This is a genomic window from Azospirillaceae bacterium (genome assembly GCA_028283825.1).
In the GTDB taxonomy this organism is placed as follows: Bacteria; Pseudomonadota; Alphaproteobacteria; order Azospirillales; family Azospirillaceae; genus Nitrospirillum.
Genome location: JAPWJW010000003.1, coordinates 563,187 through 578,187 on the forward strand (window position 1 = coordinate 563,187; position 15,001 = coordinate 578,187).

General features: G+C 66.6%; 16 protein-coding genes. 7 read left to right on the forward strand and 9 right to left on the reverse strand.

Annotation, left to right across the window (positions count from 1 at the left end; genetic code table 11):
* Window positions 1–76 precede the first annotated feature (76 nt).
* From uxaC to PW843_14560, 5 genes are all read left to right on the forward strand, one after another.
* Entirely contained in the window at window positions 77–1,492 is a 1,416-nt protein-coding gene (gene uxaC / locus PW843_14540; GenBank protein MDE1147817.1) for a glucuronate isomerase, read from the forward strand.
* A gap of 56 nt (window positions 1,493–1,548) precedes the next feature.
* Window positions 1,549–2,394 (forward strand): 5-dehydro-4-deoxy-D-glucuronate isomerase, encoded by an 846-nt coding sequence (kduI, locus tag PW843_14545; protein ID MDE1147818.1) that lies wholly within the window; start codon window positions 1,549–1,551, stop codon window positions 2,392–2,394.
* Between the two features lie 11 nt (window positions 2,395–2,405).
* Window positions 2,406–3,164, forward strand: a complete 759-nt coding sequence (kduD, locus tag PW843_14550) for a 2-dehydro-3-deoxy-D-gluconate 5-dehydrogenase KduD (protein MDE1147819.1) — start codon at window positions 2,406–2,408, stop codon at window positions 3,162–3,164.
* Window positions 3,165–3,244: 80 nt separating this feature from the next.
* The gene (locus PW843_14555) at window positions 3,245–3,664 is read left to right on the forward strand and encodes a putative toxin-antitoxin system toxin component, PIN family (protein ID MDE1147820.1); all 420 of its coding nucleotides are present in this window, start codon (window positions 3,245–3,247) and stop codon (window positions 3,662–3,664) included.
* Window positions 3,661–3,912: a toxin-antitoxin system HicB family antitoxin gene (locus PW843_14560; GenBank protein MDE1147821.1), complete on the forward strand. Its 252-nt coding sequence runs from the start codon at window positions 3,661–3,663 to the stop codon at window positions 3,910–3,912. The genes PW843_14555 and PW843_14560 overlap by 4 nt, the downstream gene beginning before the upstream one ends.
* A 9-nt stretch (window positions 3,913–3,921) precedes the next feature.
* Here the strand turns inward: PW843_14560 and PW843_14565 are convergent, their stop codons facing one another.
* On the reverse strand, window positions 3,922–4,488 hold the full coding sequence (locus tag PW843_14565; protein MDE1147822.1) for a TetR/AcrR family transcriptional regulator: 567 nt from the start codon (window positions 4,486–4,488) through the stop codon (window positions 3,922–3,924).
* A gap of 136 nt (window positions 4,489–4,624) precedes the next feature.
* On the opposite strand from PW843_14565, the gene PW843_14570 reads away from it, so the two are divergent.
* Together PW843_14570 and PW843_14575 are read left to right on the forward strand one after the other, a co-directional pair.
* Window positions 4,625–5,317, forward strand: coding sequence for a glutathione S-transferase (locus tag PW843_14570; protein ID MDE1147823.1), 693 nt, complete (start codon window positions 4,625–4,627; stop codon window positions 5,315–5,317).
* A 144-nt stretch (window positions 5,318–5,461) separates the two neighbouring features.
* Window positions 5,462–6,487, forward strand: a complete 1,026-nt coding sequence (locus PW843_14575) for an oxidoreductase (GenBank protein ID MDE1147824.1) — start codon at window positions 5,462–5,464, stop codon at window positions 6,485–6,487.
* 33 nt (window positions 6,488–6,520) lie between these two features.
* On the opposite strand, the gene PW843_14580 is transcribed toward PW843_14575, so the two are convergent.
* From PW843_14580 to PW843_14615, 8 genes are all read right to left on the reverse strand, one after another.
* Complete coding sequence (locus tag PW843_14580) at window positions 6,521–6,868, reverse strand: hypothetical protein (GenBank protein MDE1147825.1); 348 nt, start codon at window positions 6,866–6,868, stop codon at window positions 6,521–6,523.
* Window positions 6,869–6,966: 98 nt separating this feature from the next.
* Window positions 6,967–8,295 (reverse strand): carbohydrate porin, encoded by a 1,329-nt coding sequence (locus PW843_14585; protein MDE1147826.1) that lies wholly within the window; start codon window positions 8,293–8,295, stop codon window positions 6,967–6,969.
* Between the two features lie 198 nt (window positions 8,296–8,493).
* On the reverse strand, window positions 8,494–9,774 hold the full coding sequence (locus tag PW843_14590) for a TRAP transporter large permease (protein MDE1147827.1): 1,281 nt from the start codon (window positions 9,772–9,774) through the stop codon (window positions 8,494–8,496).
* A 4-nt stretch (window positions 9,775–9,778) separates the two neighbouring features.
* Window positions 9,779–10,297 carry a TRAP transporter small permease gene (locus PW843_14595; GenBank protein ID MDE1147828.1) on the reverse strand — a complete coding sequence of 173 codons (519 nt, stop codon included), beginning with the start codon at window positions 10,295–10,297 and terminating at the stop codon, window positions 9,779–9,781.
* Between the two features lie 5 nt (window positions 10,298–10,302).
* Complete coding sequence (locus PW843_14600) at window positions 10,303–11,301, reverse strand: TRAP transporter substrate-binding protein (GenBank protein MDE1147829.1); 999 nt, start codon at window positions 11,299–11,301, stop codon at window positions 10,303–10,305.
* Window positions 11,302–11,342: 41 nt separating this feature from the next.
* Window positions 11,343–12,161 (reverse strand): 2-keto-4-pentenoate hydratase, encoded by an 819-nt coding sequence (locus PW843_14605; GenBank protein MDE1147830.1) that lies wholly within the window; start codon window positions 12,159–12,161, stop codon window positions 11,343–11,345.
* A 227-nt stretch (window positions 12,162–12,388) separates the two neighbouring features.
* Window positions 12,389–13,765, reverse strand: a complete 1,377-nt coding sequence (locus PW843_14610) for a mannitol dehydrogenase family protein (protein ID MDE1147831.1) — start codon at window positions 13,763–13,765, stop codon at window positions 12,389–12,391.
* Between the two features lie 118 nt (window positions 13,766–13,883).
* Window positions 13,884–14,900 carry a sugar kinase gene (locus PW843_14615; protein MDE1147832.1) on the reverse strand — a complete coding sequence of 339 codons (1,017 nt, stop codon included), beginning with the start codon at window positions 14,898–14,900 and terminating at the stop codon, window positions 13,884–13,886.
* Window positions 14,901–15,001: the final 101 nt, after the last annotated feature.

The window sequence follows — 15,001 nt, forward strand, 5'->3', positions numbered from 1 at the left end:
TACCATCACCAAGTACCAAAGGGGCGGGAGGGGGCTGGCCGCAAGGGGCCGGCCGACGGATGACAAGGAAGGGCCGATGGCCAAGACTCTGACCCTGCACGACGACCGCCTGTTTCCCGCCGACCCGGCCGTGCGCGCCATCGCGCGCGGGCTGTATGGCGAGGTGAAGGGCCTGCCCATCATCAGCCCGCATGGCCACACCGACCCGTCGTGGTTCGCCGGCAACGAGGCGTTTCCCAACGCCACCGCGTTGCTGCTGCAGCCCGACCATTATCTCTACCGCATGCTCTACAGCCAGGGCGTGACGCTGGAGGCCTTGGGCATTCCGGCGGCGGGCCAACCGGCGCCGGATGTGGATCCGCGCGAGGCCTGGCGCCTGCTGGCCGGCAATTTCCACCTGTTCCGGGGCACGCCGTCTTCCACCTGGCTGAACCACGTCTTCACCCAATTGTTCGGCCTGGACGTGACGCTGGATGCCGGGACGGCCGATCTCTACTTCGACACCATCACCGCCAAGCTGGCGACGGATGACTTCCGGCCGCGCGCGCTGTTCGAACGCTTCAATATCGAGGTCATCGCCACCACGGAAAGTCCGGTTGACACGCTGGCCCACCATGAGGCCATCCGCGACAGCGGCTGGAAGGGCCGGGTGGTCACCGCCTACCGCCCCGACGCGGTGATCGATCCGGAGCATGAGAACTTCCGCTCAGCGCTGGAGCAGTTCGGCGCCATCACGGGTGAGGATGTCTATGGCTGGGTCGGCTATCTGGCCGCGCACCGGAAGCGCCGCGCCGATTTCAAGGCGGTGGGGGCGACCAGCAGCGATCACGGCCACGTCACCGCCGCCACCGCCGACCTGACGAAGGTGGAGGCCGAGGCCCTGTTCAGCCGCATCCTCAAGGGCGCCTTCACGGCCGCCGATGCCGAGCTGTTCCGCGCCCAGATGCTGACCGAGATGGCGGGCATGAGCCTGGAGGACGGGCTGGTCATGCAGATCCACCCCGGCTCCTTCCGCAACCACAACCGCCGGATCTTTGAGCGTTACGGCCGCGACAAGGGGGCGGACATTCCGCTGCGCACCGAATATGTCAACGCGTTGAAGCCCTTGCTGGACCGCTACGGCAACGACCCCCGCCTGTCCATCATCCTGTTCACCCTGGATGAGACGGTCTACGCTCGTGAGTTGGCGCCGCTGGCCGGCCATTACCCGGTGCTGAAGCTGGGCCCCGCCTGGTGGTTCCACGACAGCCCGGAAGGCATGATGCGCTTTCGGGAGCAGACGACGGAAACCGCGGGGTTCTACAACACCGTCGGCTTCAACGACGACACCCGCGCCTTCCTGTCCATCCCCGCCCGCCACGACGTGGCCCGACGGGTGGACTGCGCCTTCCTCGCCCGCCTGGTGGCGGAGCATCGCCTGGATGAGGACGACGCGCGCGAGGTGGCGGTGGACCTAGCCTATCGGCTGCCCAAGCGGGCCTATAAATTGTGATCGGGAAACGCTGAAAAAACCCTCCGAAAATAGACGAAAAATCAGGGAGAAATCGCATGTTCAAGAAGGTCTACCAGGCGACCCATCCCGATATGATGGATGGCGCGCGCAACCAGCAGCTGCGCGACCGCTACCTCATCACCGGCCTGTTCACGGCCGGTGAGGTCAGCCTGAACTATTCCCACAATGAGCGTTTCGTCATCGGCGGTGCCGCCCCGGTGGCGGCCGCCCTGGACCTGCCGGCCCAGACGGAGCCGGTGTCCGCCGCCGGCAAACCCTTTCTGGAGCGGCGCGAACTGGGCGTGGTCAATGTCGGCGGCGCCGGCACGGTGACGGTGGACGGCACGGTCTACGACCTGGCGCCGCGCGACGGCCTGTACGTGCCCATGGGCACGGAAAAGGTGGTGTTCGCCAGTGCCGACGCCGCCAATCCGGCCAAGTTCTACCTGGCCAGCACGCCGGCCCACACCCGCTTCAAGACGGTGAAAATCTCCATCGACCAGGCGGTGCCGCTGGAACGCGGATCGCTGGAGACCAGTAACGAGCGCACCATCTACCAGTATATCATTCCGCAAATCTGCCAGTCGGCGCAGTTGCTGCTGGGCCTGACGATGCTGAAGCCGGGCAGCGTGTGGAACACCATGCCGCCGCACCTGCACGACCGTCGGTCCGAGGTCTATTTCTACTTCGACATCAAGGACGACCAGCGCGTCTTCCACTTCATGGGCGAGCCTGAATTGGCCCGCCACATCGTGGTGGCGAATGATGAGGCGGTGGTGTCACCACCCTGGTCCATCCACATGGGATCCGGCACCGCCAACTATTCCTTCATCTGGGCCATGGGCGGGGAAAACCTCGACTACACCGACATGAAGGTCCTGGACATCTGCCAGCTGCGCTGAGGGGAACGCCCATGAGCAACCCGTTCGACCTGACGGGCAAGGTGGCCCTGGTCACCGGCGCCAACACCGGCCTGGGGCAGGGACTGGCCGTGGCCCTGGCCCAGGCCGGCGCCGACATCGTGGCGGCGGGGCGCAGCGCGCCGACGGAGACGGAGGCGGCGGCGAAAGAAGCGGGCGCCCGCTTCCACTTCGTCCATGCCGACCTCGACAGCCTGGGCCCGGTGCAGCATGTGGTGGATGAAACCGTGGCCGCCTTCGGCCGCCTGGACATCCTGGTCAACAACGCCGGCACCATCCGCCGCGCCGACGCGCTGGAATTCAGCGAGGCCGACTGGGACCTGGTGATGAACGTCAACCTGAAGACGCCCTTCTTCCTGGCCCAGGCCGCGGCCCGGCGGATGGTGGAACAGGAAAGCGGCGGCAAGATCATCAACATCGCCTCCATGCTGTCCTTCCAGGGCGGCATCCGCGTGGCGTCCTACACCGCCAGCAAAAGCGGCATCGCCGGCTTGACCAAGCTGCTGGCCAACGAGTGGGCGGCCAGGGGCATCAACGTCAACGCCATCGCACCCGGCTATTTCGCCACCAACAACACCGAAGCCCTGCGCAATGACGAGGGCCGCAACCGCGACATCCTGGCCCGCATCCCCGCCGGCCGCTGGGGCCGGCCGCAGGATCTGGGCGGGGCCGCGGTCTTCCTGGCCTCAGCCGCCGCCGACTATGTGCACGGCACGGTGCTGGCGGTGGATGGGGGATGGCTGGGGCGGTGATACCGCCAGCGGTATCGTTTGTTGACGCGTGAGGCCACAGCCCCTTACGATGCCGCCCTCAATGAATGTGCGATATTTCGATGAAAGTGGTGCTCGATACATCGGTTCTTGTGGCCGGGTTGGATAGCGCTGTGGGCGCGTCGCGTCAGGTATTGCTTAAGGTTTATGATGGCGAGTTGGTGCCGCTGGCCTCAACCGCGCTGTTCCTGGAATATGAAGACGTTCTCAATAGACCCCGTTTCTTGCAACGATCCGGTCTTGATCACGGTGACGTTCGTCGCTTCCTCGCGGCGTTCGCATTGATCTGTAGTCCCGTCGTTATCGACATCTCCTGGCGGCCCGTTGCCCGTGATCCAAATGATGACCATGTATTTGAGGCGGCCATGAACGGTGGCGCCAACGCGATCGTGACGCACAATGTCAGGGATCTCCTGCCGGCGGAGCGCTTCGGCATGATGGTGGTCACACCGGGAAAATTGCTTCGGAGGCTTCAGCCATGACAACTTTGTCCCTTCGTTTACCGGATGATCTGAAGGCCGCCGCCGCCGCGCAGGCTGAACGCTCCGGCGTCTCGCTGAATCAGTACATCACTGCGGCGTTGGCCGGGCGGGTCGCCGCACAAGCCGCGACGGAGGAATTCTTCCGCATGCGGACCACCGATGCCCGGCGGGAAGACATGCTGGATGTTCTACAAAAGGCGGGCAAGGATAGGCCCGCTCAAAAAGGTGATGAGTTGACGGCCGCTTGAGGCCTTTCATTACGGCATGATCCCCAGCGCCCGATATGTCGCGATGGTGGCGTCGAACACCGTGACGTCGCCCTTGCCGCGCGCCATCAGTTGCGCGCCTTCGATGGCGGCGAACACCGCCTGGGCCTGGGCGCGCAAGGCATCGATTTCTGCCTTCGGCAGGTGCAGGGCCAGCAGCTTGGTCAGCCATTCCACGTTCACCACCGCGAAGCGATCAACCTCCACCCGCACCTCGGGGGGCAGGTCGCCGTATTCGGCGGCCATGACGCCGTAGAGGCACATGCGGTTGTCGTCCATCAGCGCCTGGCGGAAGGCGGCGATGTAGCCGCGTGACCAAGCGGCGGCATCAGGCGGCGAGGCCAGCAGTTCCGCGAAATACCCCGCCGCATCGTCGGTGTAGCGCCGCGCCAATGCCGCCGCCAGGTTCCCCTTGGTGGGGAAATGGTAGTGGATGCTGGCGCTCTTGATGCCGATGGCCTTCCCGATCTCCCTGAAACTCAAGGCATTATAGCCGCTGGCCTGCACCATGGCGCGGGCGGTGTCCAGGATCTGCTGCTTGGTGTCGGGGGAGGTCATCGGTGGGCCTGATGGAAAGTGATTTCATACCTATCGATAGATAGGCATTGACAGTGCTCAAGGGAAGCGGTTTAAACGCGGCCACAGACTATCTATCGATAGATAGTTAACCGGCTTCCCACCACGGAGTTCCCCCATGTTGAAGATCTACGACCGCACCGGCCTGCCCAACCCGGCGCGCATCCGCATCGTGCTGGCGGAGAAGGGCCTGGAAGACAGCGTGACGTTCGAAAGCGTGGACATCATCGCCGCTGAACACCGCAGCGACGCTTTCCTGGCCATGAACCCCGGCGGCACCATCCCGGTACTGGAACTGGAGGACGGCACCCACATCGGGGAGTGCACCGCCATCACCGAGTATCTGGACAACCTGGACGGCGATCCCCGCCTGACCGGCCGTACGCCGCGTGAAAAGGCGCTGATCCACATGATGCAGCGCCGGGCGGAGGCGGAGGTGCTGGACCCCATCGGCATCTTCTTCCACCACGCTACCCCCGGTCTGGGCACCGCGAACCTGCCGTTCAAGAGCCCTGAGTGGGCCGGCCGGGCGGAGTGGGGGCAGCGCAACCGCGACCGGGCCCTGCGCGGGCTGGCCTATTTCGACGGCGTGCTGAAGGATCGGCCCTTCCTGGCCGGCGACCGTCATTCCATGGCGGACATCACGCTGTACGCCGGCCTGTTGTTCGGCGCGCCGGTGGGCATCGGCATCGCGGCGGATCAGGGGCACCTGCAGGCGTGGCGGGATCGGTTCGAGGCGCTGCCGGCCGTGAAGAACCGGGGCGGCCAGGAATGGCGCCTGGAGGACCTGAAGCGCCTGGGGCTCGCCTGACCATGAAGGGCGGGGAGGGCGTGCGACCGCACCGCCCTCCTGTCCTGAACGTTGGCGCAAGTATGATGAACGTTCACGCATTCATCGTTCGCATTCGTATGCTTACCTTTAGGGCCTTCCAACCCGCTATCAAAGGTAAGCCCCATGCCTGTCCAGCAGCAGCCCATTCCTTCCGGCTTCAGCGCCGCCACCACCGCCCAGGACGTGATCCGGGGCATTGACCTGACGGGCAAGGTGGCCATCGTCACCGGCGGCTATGCCGGCATCGGGCTGGAGACCACCCGCGCGCTGCGGTCCGCCGGCGCCACCGTTATCGTTCCCGCCCGCGATGTGCCCAAGGCCCAGGCGGCGCTGGCCGGCCAGGCGGGGGCGGAGATCGCGGTGATGGATCTGATCGACCCCGTGTCCATCGACGCCTTCGCGGCGGGCTTCCTCGGCAGCGGCCGGCCACTGCATCTGTTGGTGAACAACGCCGGCATCATGGCCTGTCCGCTGACCCATGATGCGCGTGGGTTCGAGGCGCAGTTCGCCACCAACCATCTGGGGCACTTCCAACTGACGGCACGGCTGTGGCCGGCACTACGCCAGGCGGGCGGCGCCCGGGTGGTCAGCCTGTCCTCGCTGGGCCATCGCTTTTCGCCTGTGGTGTTCGACGATCCCAATTTCGAGCGTCGCGAGTATGACCGCTGGCAGGCCTATGGTCAGTCCAAGACGGCTAACGTCCTGTTCGCTTTGGGGCTGGAGGCGCGGGGTGGCGCATACGGTGTGCATGCCTTCTCGGTCCATCCCGGTAGCATCGTGGGCACTGACCTGCAGCGTTACATGACGCAGGAGGAATTGCGGGCCTTCGGTGTGCTGGACGCTGAGGGCAAGCCCATTCTGGACCCGGCGCGGAACCTGAAGACCGTGGCCCAAGGGGCGGCCACCACGGTGTGGTGCGCCACCAGCCCGCAACTGGAAGGGCGGGGCGGCGTCTATTGCGAGAATTGCGACATCGCCCGACTGCTGGCACCGGGGGAGGAGGCCGCCCTGGGCACACCCACCACCCGCCGCCCCGGTGCCGTCATGGGCGGCGTGCTGCCCTATGCCGTGGATCCGGCGGCGGCCGACCGGCTATGGGAGCTCAGCGAACAACTGTTGGACTTGGCGTTCCGGCCTGGAGCCGGCTGAGCAGGGGCAAGATGCGTCCGGCGCTGGGTGTCGTTATTCGATTTTATCTTTGGGGGCGGGTTTCCCCTGTCCCAACTCCCGTCTCATCTTATCGTCCAGGAACTCGCGATGCGCCTGCAGTGATTTTCTGGCATCCACCATGTTTTCGAATGAGCTGCTGGTTGGAATCGTTTGCTCTGGCGGTGGTTTTGGCGATCCCTCGGCCTTTGGTTCGGATATGGCCCCGTCACTTTTGATCGTCGATGCAATTCGCCCCGCCAGGTCCGTTCCCCATTTGAGGCGTGCGGCTTCCATATCCAGGCGTTGGGCCAAGGCCTGCGCCTGATCGGACAATTTCAGACGCTCAATGGCGTCAAGATCACCCGAATCTTTGATCGACATGTCGCCCCCACCGCCCGAGATATGCAGCAGATTAGGGTAACCGGATGCGTTTCCGTATCCGTTTTCGGGAGCATGTCGCCGGAAAGTGGAATCCGTCCCTAAATCTCCGCATGGAACCGGAGGCCCAGCACGTTGGCGGGGCCCCGGTCGCGGTTGTAGCCGGGGTTGGCGACCAGCTGGTAATCCACCGTCAGGTTGATCCCGGTCCACAAGGCGGCGCTGTAGTAGGTTTCCAGGATGCGTTCGGTGCTGTAGCTCAGGCGCCCGTCGCCCACCAGGATGCCCAGGCCGCCGGCGGCGAAATAGGCGCGGGCGTCGGCGTCCAGGGCGTTGACCACGCCGGCCAGGCCCACCGTGTCCTTGTCGCGGCCCCAGCGGGCACCGGTGAGCGAAGCCCCCACGGAGAGGGACTTGTTCACGTCGGTGAACTCGTACGCCTCCTTGCTGCCGTCGTTGGCGCTGGCGCGCAGGAACACGCCCCAGTCATCGCCCACCTGCTGTTCGGCGTTCAGGGCGAAGCCGGCACGGGTGGTGTAGCGGCGGACGGTGGCGGTGTCGGGCGTGGTGCCGGTCAAGGACGCCAGGCGCACGGCGTCGCCATAGCTGCCCATGTTGGCGTGGTTCTGGAACACCAGCAGTTTGACCTTGCCGTCGCGGCCCGCCCACTGGTGCCGCTCCTCCGCCTCCACCACCACCTCGTACTGGCCGAAGTCGCGTTGCAGCGCCTTGTTGTTGGGCACGCGCGACAGGTCGAACAGGCCGGCGCGCAGGGTCCACCAGCTTTGCGTCCATTCCGCCGCCGCCCCGTAGCTGTAGCCCCAGGCGTCGGCGGCGTAGTCGAAGGCGCCGCTGTCCACCACGGTCCAGTTCAGGAAATCCTTGCGTGGATCATGGGCGTAGGTGTTGGCGTCGAAGATGTCGGTGACGGAGAACTTGCCGGCCGTCAGCACGATGTTGTCGGCCGTGCGGCTGCCGCCCAACTGGTTGGCGCCGGCCTCCAGCGGCTGCGTTTCGCCGCCCAGGTTGAAGGTCTGGCGGAAGAAGGCACGGTCCAGGCGGATATAGGGTTCGGCCTCACCGACCTTGTAGGCCTCCGCACTGGGGAAGCCCGCCACGCCCAGGGTGTTGCTGAGGCCGAAGCCCTGGTCGATCTCCGGATTGGCATAGAACTCCAGCCCCGGCAGCAGGCGCACGCCGGCGTAAAGGGTGGCGTCCGTCGTCTCATTGCCGCGCGCGCCCGGATCCAGGCTGTTGGTCCCGCGATAGGGGGAGGTGAAGCTGGGATGGTATTGCTCCACCAGCGTGAACTGGCCGTGCAGGCTCCAGGTTTCCGGCTCGGCATCGGCCGGGGTCGCGTCGGTGTCGGCGGCCAGGGCGCCATGATAGAACAGCGCCAGCACAGACGCCGTGATGAGAAGCATTTTCATTAGAACAACCCGCCCGCCGCAGCATCAATTCCTTAACATCTTTCTCTTCGCAAAGTTCCGTTACGGTTTTGCGGAAGGGAAACGATGCAGGTGAACAATCACGGCGGGCGGTATGCGCCCAATCATATGCTTGAGTCAAATATGTCCTTTTGTCGCAGGCTTGATGTTTTGTTCTGTTATTTCATAACGTTAGTAAGGTTATTTCATAACATGCGGCAGCCAAAGCGACAGGAAAGGGATGTATGAAACGAGCATCAGCACCACGCCGGCCGCCAAGTAAAACGGCCAGATGGAGCGCATCAACCGACCCACGCTGACCTTGCCGATGGCGCTGCCCACGAACAGGACGGAGCCGATGGGCGGCGTGATCAGGCCGATGCCGCCGTTCAGCATCATGATGACGCCGAACTGCACCGGGTCGATGCCGAAGGCCTTGGCCACCGGCAGGAAGATGGGGGTGCAGATGATGATCTTCGGTCCCATGTCCATGAAGGTGCTGAGCGCCAGCAGGATCACGTTCATGATCAGCAGCACGGTGACCTTGTCGTCGGCCAGGGCCTTCAGCGCCGCCACCGCCGCCGCCGGCACCTGAAGATAGGACATCAGCCAGCCGAAGGCGCTGGCGGCACCGATCATGAACAGGATGATGCCGGTGGTGTGGGCGGAGCCGGCGCATGCCTCTTTGAAGTCCGTCCAGGTCAGGCGGCGATAGACCGCGACGGTGACGAACACGGCGTAGACCACGGCGATGGAGGCGCTTTCCACCGCCGTGAAGATGCCGGCGCGCACGCCGCCGAACACCAGCACCACCAGCAACAGGCCGGGGCTGGCGGAGATCAGGCGCCGGCCCACGGTCCTGAAGCCGGGGAAGGGCTCCACCGCGTAGCCGCGTTTGCGGGCGATGAGGTAGGCGGTGACCATCAGGGCCAGCGCCATCACCACGGCGGGCAGGATGCCGGCGGCGAACAGGTCGGCGATGGAAATGCCGCCGCCGCCCGCCGCGGAATAGAGGATCATGTTGTGCGAGGGCGGCACCAGCAGCGCCACCAGGGCGGAGGTGATGGTGACGTTGACGGCGTAGTCGCGGTCGAACCCGCGCGCCACCATTTGCGGGATCATGGTGCCGCCGATGGCCGATGCGTCCGCGATGGCGGATCCCGACACCCCGCCGAAGAAGGCCGACGCCAGCACGTTCACCTGGCCCAGCCCCCCGCGCAGATGGCCCACCAGGGCGGAGGCCAGGCCGATCAGTCGTTCGGAAATGCCGCCGCGCATCATCAGTTCACCGGCGAAGATGAACAGGGGGATGGCGATCATGGCGGTGGAACTGATGCCCGAGGTCATCTGCTGCACCAGCACCATGGGCGGCAGGCCCATGGACGCGATGGCGGCGATGGCGGCCGCGGCGAGGGAGAAGCCCACCGGCACGCCCAGCAGCAGCAGCAGGGCGAAGACGCCGAACAGGATGGCGGTGTCCATGGGATCAATCCTCCGCGTGGGCGGCGGCGGGCAGGGCCACCACCAGCCGTTCGGTGGCGAACAGGGCGATCAACGCGCCGCCCAGCGACATGGGCAGATAGTTCAGCCCCTCCGGCAATTCCGTGCCCGGCATGGCGATGGACCAGTTGTCCACCATCAGGTCCCAGCCCCAGATGGCCAGCGCCGCCCCGATGGCCAGCACCACCAGGCGGGCGAAGGCGGCCAGCCAGCCCTGCACGCGCGGCGGCGCCACCTGGGCCAGGGCGATGAAGCGGAAATGCATTTCCCGGCGCACGGCCACGGCGGCCCCCATCATGGCCGTCAGCGACATGAACAGCAGGGTCAGGGGCTCCGTCCAGCCGGGACTGTCGTTGAGCACATAGCGGGCGAAGACCTGCCAGCCTTCCGCCAGGCTCATCCCGATCATGCCGATGGCGGCCAGCAGGGTGGCGGCGTGGGACAGGCTGGTCAGGATGGTGCCGACCAGGCCGGTGGGCGCCGTCAGGGCGTGGGACGCGTGCATGGGCCTCAAGCCTCCTGCCGGATGCGGCGATAGAACTGATTGATGTCGGCGTTCGCCAGGTAGGTTTTCAGCACCGGCTCAGTCGCTTGGCGGAAAGCGTCCTTGTCCACCTGGGTGATCTGCACGCCGTTGGCGATGCAATGGGCCTTGGCGTCGGCCTCGTCCTTGTCCCATAAGGCGCGCATGACAGCGACGGACCGGGTGGCCAATTCCAGCACCAGGTGGCGGTCGTCGGGTTTCAGCGCCCGCAGGCTGCGGTCGGAGATGAACAGCATCTCCGGCGACATGGAATGTTCCGTCTCCGCCCAGTGATGCGCCACCTCGAACTGGCGGGTGGAATCCAGGCTGGGCCAGTTGTTCTCCGCCCCATCAATCAGATGGGTCTGCAGGGCTGTGAACACCTCGCCATAGGACAGGGGCGTGGGATTGGCGCCCATGGCCTGGGCCATGGACATGAAGATGTCGGACAGGGGCACGCGGATCTTCATGCCACGCAAATCGCCGGGCTCATGCACCGGCCGGCGGCCGTTATAGATGCAGCGCACGCCGCTGTCGTAGAAACAGGCCGCCACCAGGCCGCGCTGGCTCAAGCGTGCCAGCAGGTCGCGTCCCACGGTGCCGTCCAGCGATCGGCGCATGTGCGCGGTGTCGTCGAAGACATAGGGCAGGGTCAGGACGCCGGAGGCGGGGAAGATGTTGGTCAGGGCCGCGAAGTTGACGCGGGTGAAGTCCAGCGCGCCATAGCGCGTCAGGTCGATGGTGTCATTCTCCCGCCCGATCTGGCCGGAATGGTAGACCCGCATGGACAGCCGGCCGCCGGTCTCCTTCTCCAACTGTTCCCCGATCCAGCGGATGGCCTGGACGGTGGGATAGTTTTCCACATGCACGTCGGATGCGGTGAAGGTGCCGGGCGGCGGTGCGCCGGCCCGGGCGACCCGTCCGGTCACCAAGCTGGCGGCACAAGCAGCACCCAGCCCCCCTAGCAACTGTCGGCGCTTGATCAATCCCATTTCCTCCCGGTTTGTTTTTTATCCCATCGGCGCCGTTACGCCTTGGGTGGTCCGCTTGCCGCCGGTTCGGCCCGGCAATGCAGGATGCCATCGGGACCGAAATCGACATGGCCCGACTGCCCGGCCACGATATCGTGGATGCCGGTGGTGGCGCCGGTGGAAATCAGGTCACCGGCCTTCAACGGCCGCCCGCGTCCGGCCAGGTGGGTCAGCAGGAAACGCAGGGCCGACAAGGGGCCGCCGGGGATGGCGGCGGCACCGCCCCGGCCCACGACCTTGCCCTCGATCACCGTCTCACAGCGCATGCTGTCCCAGGATCTACCGCGCCAATCAGCGATCTCGGGCCCCAGGATCAGGCCGGCATTGTTGCCGAAGTCCGACACGACGATGGGCGGGCCCAGATCGTTGATGGTGGCCAGCGGGCTGCCCGCCGGCTCGATCCCGATGTGCAGGGTGGCCACCAGCTCCGCCGCCTCCGCTTCCGTCCATGTGGTCTTGCCCGCCGGCGCGTCGGTGCCCAGGCGAAAGACGTATTCGGCCTCGATGGCGGCGAAGCCGCCCTGGAAGACGGGGAAGGGGGTGACGGCGGCGCCCTGCGCCTGCCACACGGCGCGGGCGAAGATGGGGCCGGCCAGGCGCGGTTCGCCCAGCGTTTCCTCCCAATCCAGCGGGATGCGGCCGATTTTCCAGCCGGCGATGCGGTCGGGCCACAGGGCGATGGCCAGTTCCTGGGCGGCATATCCCTGGGCCAGGTCGATGGGCGTCGGACCGGGATATCCCGGCAGCGCGTGGGCCGTCTGGCGGGCGGCGACGAAGGCGGCCGCGGCGGCGGCGGGCACGTAGGCGGCGGTCATGCCCGGCCCCGGTGCGCAGCGCTTACATCGCGCCATGGTTGTAGTTTCGAAAGTGGAACGATGGCTGCCGCAGCGGCAGGCACGGCACGCCAGAGCATGGTGGACCCTCCCTGGGATCTCGTCATTTCTTGTCCATCGTGTCTAAAGGAAACCGGTGTCATTTACAAGCCAACTTGTCGGTTCCGCAAAACTTTCGGTCGAGAAGGGCGCTTAGGCGGTTGGAATGTTCAGGCGCTGGCCAGGGCCGCCAGGACGGCGGCCGCACTGCCATCGCCCAGGCGGGCGTAGGCGTCGGCCAGGGCGGTGCGGAACCGTGCGTCATGGCCCAGCGGACCGGCGAACACGGCGTCCAGCGCCAGGAAACGCTCCACGTCGCGCGCGCCGCCATCCGCCAGGCCGCCGATGTCCAGCAGCCGGGCCGCCAGCGGATCCGTCAATCCGGTGCCGTCGGCGGCGCGGTGGCGAACGAAGTGCATCCAGGCGGCCACCACCAGGCAGGGGCGCGTGATGTCGCGCCCCTCGGCCAGGCTGTCGGCTATGACGCCAAACAGGCGGTAGGGCAGCTTCTGCGACCCGTCCCAAGCGATCTGCGACAGCAGGTGGCGGATGGCGGGGTTGCGGAAGCGTTCCAGGATCTGGCCGGCGTAACGGGCCAGGTCGTACCCTGCCGGCGGCGTCACCGTGGGCAGCACGTCCCGCAGCATCAGCCGTTCCACGAAACCCGCCAGCGCCGGGGTCGCCATGGCATCGGCCACCGTCTCCACCCCGGCCAGCGAGCCCAGATAGGCCAGGGCGGAGTGCGGGCCGTTCAGCAGGCGCAGCTTGGCCAAGCCGAAGGCGGCGACGTCATGCGTCAGGATGACGCCCGCCTGGTCCCAGGCCGGGCGGCCATCACAGAACTTGTCCTCGATCACCCATTGGGTGAAGGCCTCGCGCTGGATGGGCCAGGCGTCGGCCAGGCCGGTGGCATCCAGCACCCGTTGGCGCAAGGCGTCGTCGGTGGCGGGGGTGATGCTGTCCACCATGGTGCTGGGGAAGGCACCGTGGTCACGGATCCAGGCCGCCAGGTCCGCATCCAGCGCCTGGGCGTACTGCACCGTGGCGGTCCGCAGGCGCCGGCCGTTCTCCGTCATGTTGTCGCAGCTGATGATGGTGTAAGGGGGCAAGCCAGCGGCGCGGCGCTGGCGCAGGCCGGCCACGATATAGCCGATGACGCTGACCGGTGTGTCCGGATGGGCCAGATCGTGGACGATGTCGGGATGGGCCGTATCCAGGCCGCCTGCCGCTGTCAGGCAATAACCCTTTTCCGTCACCGTGATGGTGACGATGCGTGTGCCCGGTGCGGCCAGGCGGTCCAGGACTTGCGCGCCCGCTTCCGGCGCGCACAGCACCTCCCGGATGGCGCCGATCACCCGGTGGCCGATGGTCCGGTCCAGGGTGACCAGGGTGTAGAGCCCATCCTGCGGCACCAGGGCGTCGCGCACGCCCGGGCTTTTCAGCGAGACGGCGCAGATGGCCCAGTCGCCGCCGCCCGCCAGCGCCAGGGCGTCGTCGGTGAACACCGCCTGGTGGGCGCGGTGGAAGGCGCCCGGGCCGAAATGCACGATGCCGATGCCGCACGCCGCCCGGTCATAAGCGGGCCGGGCGACGGTGTCCGGCAGGCGATCGAGGGTGGCATCGGACTAACAAGGCGCTCATTCAGAGACAGGCTCCTGTGAAGGATCAGCGGCGGACATCCAGGCCTTCCGCGTCCTGGGCCGCCAGGATGTCGGCTTCGGGCAGGGTGAGGGCGTCGCCGGGGATGGAGTGCTTCAGGGCGGCGGCGGCCACGGCGAAGGCCAGCGCCCGGTCGGGATCCCAGCCCTGGATCAGGCCGTGCAGCAGTCCCGCGGCATAGGCGTCGCCGCTGCCGATGCGGTCGACGATGCCGGCCAGGCTGTGGGTGCGGCTCTGGTGCAGGCTGTGGCGCGTGGCCACCAGGCCGTAGATATCCTGGGTCCCGACACCATGATGGGTGCGCACGGTGGTGGCGATGGTCTGCAATCGTGGGCTGGCATCGAACAGCGCTTGGGCCGCCGCCGGGAAACGCCCGTCCTCCGCCAGCTTGTCGGTGTCCAGGCCCAGCAGCAGTGCCGCGTCGCGCTCATTGGCGAACAGCAGGTCGCACTGTTCGATGAAGCCGCGCAGGATGGCGGGGGCGTTGCCGCCGCGCGCCGTCCACAGCTTTTGCCGATAGTTGCAGTCGAAAGAAATCTTGAGGCCCAGGGAACGGGCGGCCTGCAAGGCGGCCCGGGCCGCCGTCTCGGCCTGCGGGCTGACGGCCGGGGTGATGCCGCAGACGTGCAGCCACTCCGCACCGGCCAGCAGGGACTGCCAGTCGTAGGCGGCCGGATCGGCCTCCGCGAAGGCGGAGCGGGCACGGTCGTAGATGATTTCCGAGGGGCGGGTCACGGCGCCGGTCGCCAGGAAATACAGGCCCATGCGGCCGTCGGTGAACTGGATGCCGCCGGTGCCGACATTGTGGCGGCGCAGTTCGCCGGCGCAGGCGCGGCCGATGGCGTTGTCGGGCAGGGTGCTGATCATCCGCACGTCGTGGCCCTGGGTCGCCAGGCCCACGGCCACATTGGCCTCCGCCCCGCCGAACTGGGCGGTCAATCCGGGCGTTTGCAGCAGCAGTTCATGACCGGGGGCGGTCAGGCGCAGGAGCAGTTCCCCGAACACCACGACATGACCACGCATCACAGGCCCACCCATATTCGTCCATCCAATCCTGGTCGCTGCACCCGTGCGTCCGGCGTTCTTCAAACGTCGGCACGGGATCCTCCCGGGGCGCCCGTCTG

Excerpts from the sequence above, each read along its gene's own strand:
- PW843_14570 (MDE1147823.1), top strand. The coding sequence starts at position 4,625 with ATGTTGAAGATCTACGACCGCACCGGCCTGCCCAACCCGGCGCGCATC.
- PW843_14580 (MDE1147825.1), bottom strand. The coding sequence starts at position 6,868 with ATGTCGATCAAAGATTCGGGTGATCTTGACGCCATTGAGCGTCTGAAA.
- PW843_14555 (MDE1147820.1), top strand. The coding sequence starts at position 3,245 with ATGAAAGTGGTGCTCGATACATCGGTTCTTGTGGCCGGGTTGGATAGC.
- PW843_14595 (MDE1147828.1), bottom strand. The coding sequence starts at position 10,297 with ATGCACGCGTCCCACGCCCTGACGGCGCCCACCGGCCTGGTCGGCACC.
- PW843_14565 (MDE1147822.1), bottom strand. The coding sequence starts at position 4,488 with ATGACCTCCCCCGACACCAAGCAGCAGATCCTGGACACCGCCCGCGCC.
- PW843_14585 (MDE1147826.1), bottom strand. The coding sequence starts at position 8,295 with ATGAAAATGCTTCTCATCACGGCGTCTGTGCTGGCGCTGTTCTATCAT.
- PW843_14575 (MDE1147824.1), top strand. The coding sequence starts at position 5,462 with ATGCCTGTCCAGCAGCAGCCCATTCCTTCCGGCTTCAGCGCCGCCACC.
- PW843_14590 (MDE1147827.1), bottom strand. The coding sequence starts at position 9,774 with ATGGACACCGCCATCCTGTTCGGCGTCTTCGCCCTGCTGCTGCTGCTG.
- kduD (MDE1147819.1), top strand. The coding sequence starts at position 2,406 with ATGAGCAACCCGTTCGACCTGACGGGCAAGGTGGCCCTGGTCACCGGC.
- uxaC (MDE1147817.1), top strand. The coding sequence starts at position 77 with ATGGCCAAGACTCTGACCCTGCACGACGACCGCCTGTTTCCCGCCGAC.
- PW843_14615 (MDE1147832.1), bottom strand. The coding sequence starts at position 14,900 with ATGCGTGGTCATGTCGTGGTGTTCGGGGAACTGCTCCTGCGCCTGACC.
- kduI (MDE1147818.1), top strand. The coding sequence starts at position 1,549 with ATGTTCAAGAAGGTCTACCAGGCGACCCATCCCGATATGATGGATGGC.
- PW843_14560 (MDE1147821.1), top strand. The coding sequence starts at position 3,661 with ATGACAACTTTGTCCCTTCGTTTACCGGATGATCTGAAGGCCGCCGCC.
- PW843_14605 (MDE1147830.1), bottom strand. The coding sequence starts at position 12,161 with ATGACCGCCGCCTACGTGCCCGCCGCCGCCGCGGCCGCCTTCGTCGCC.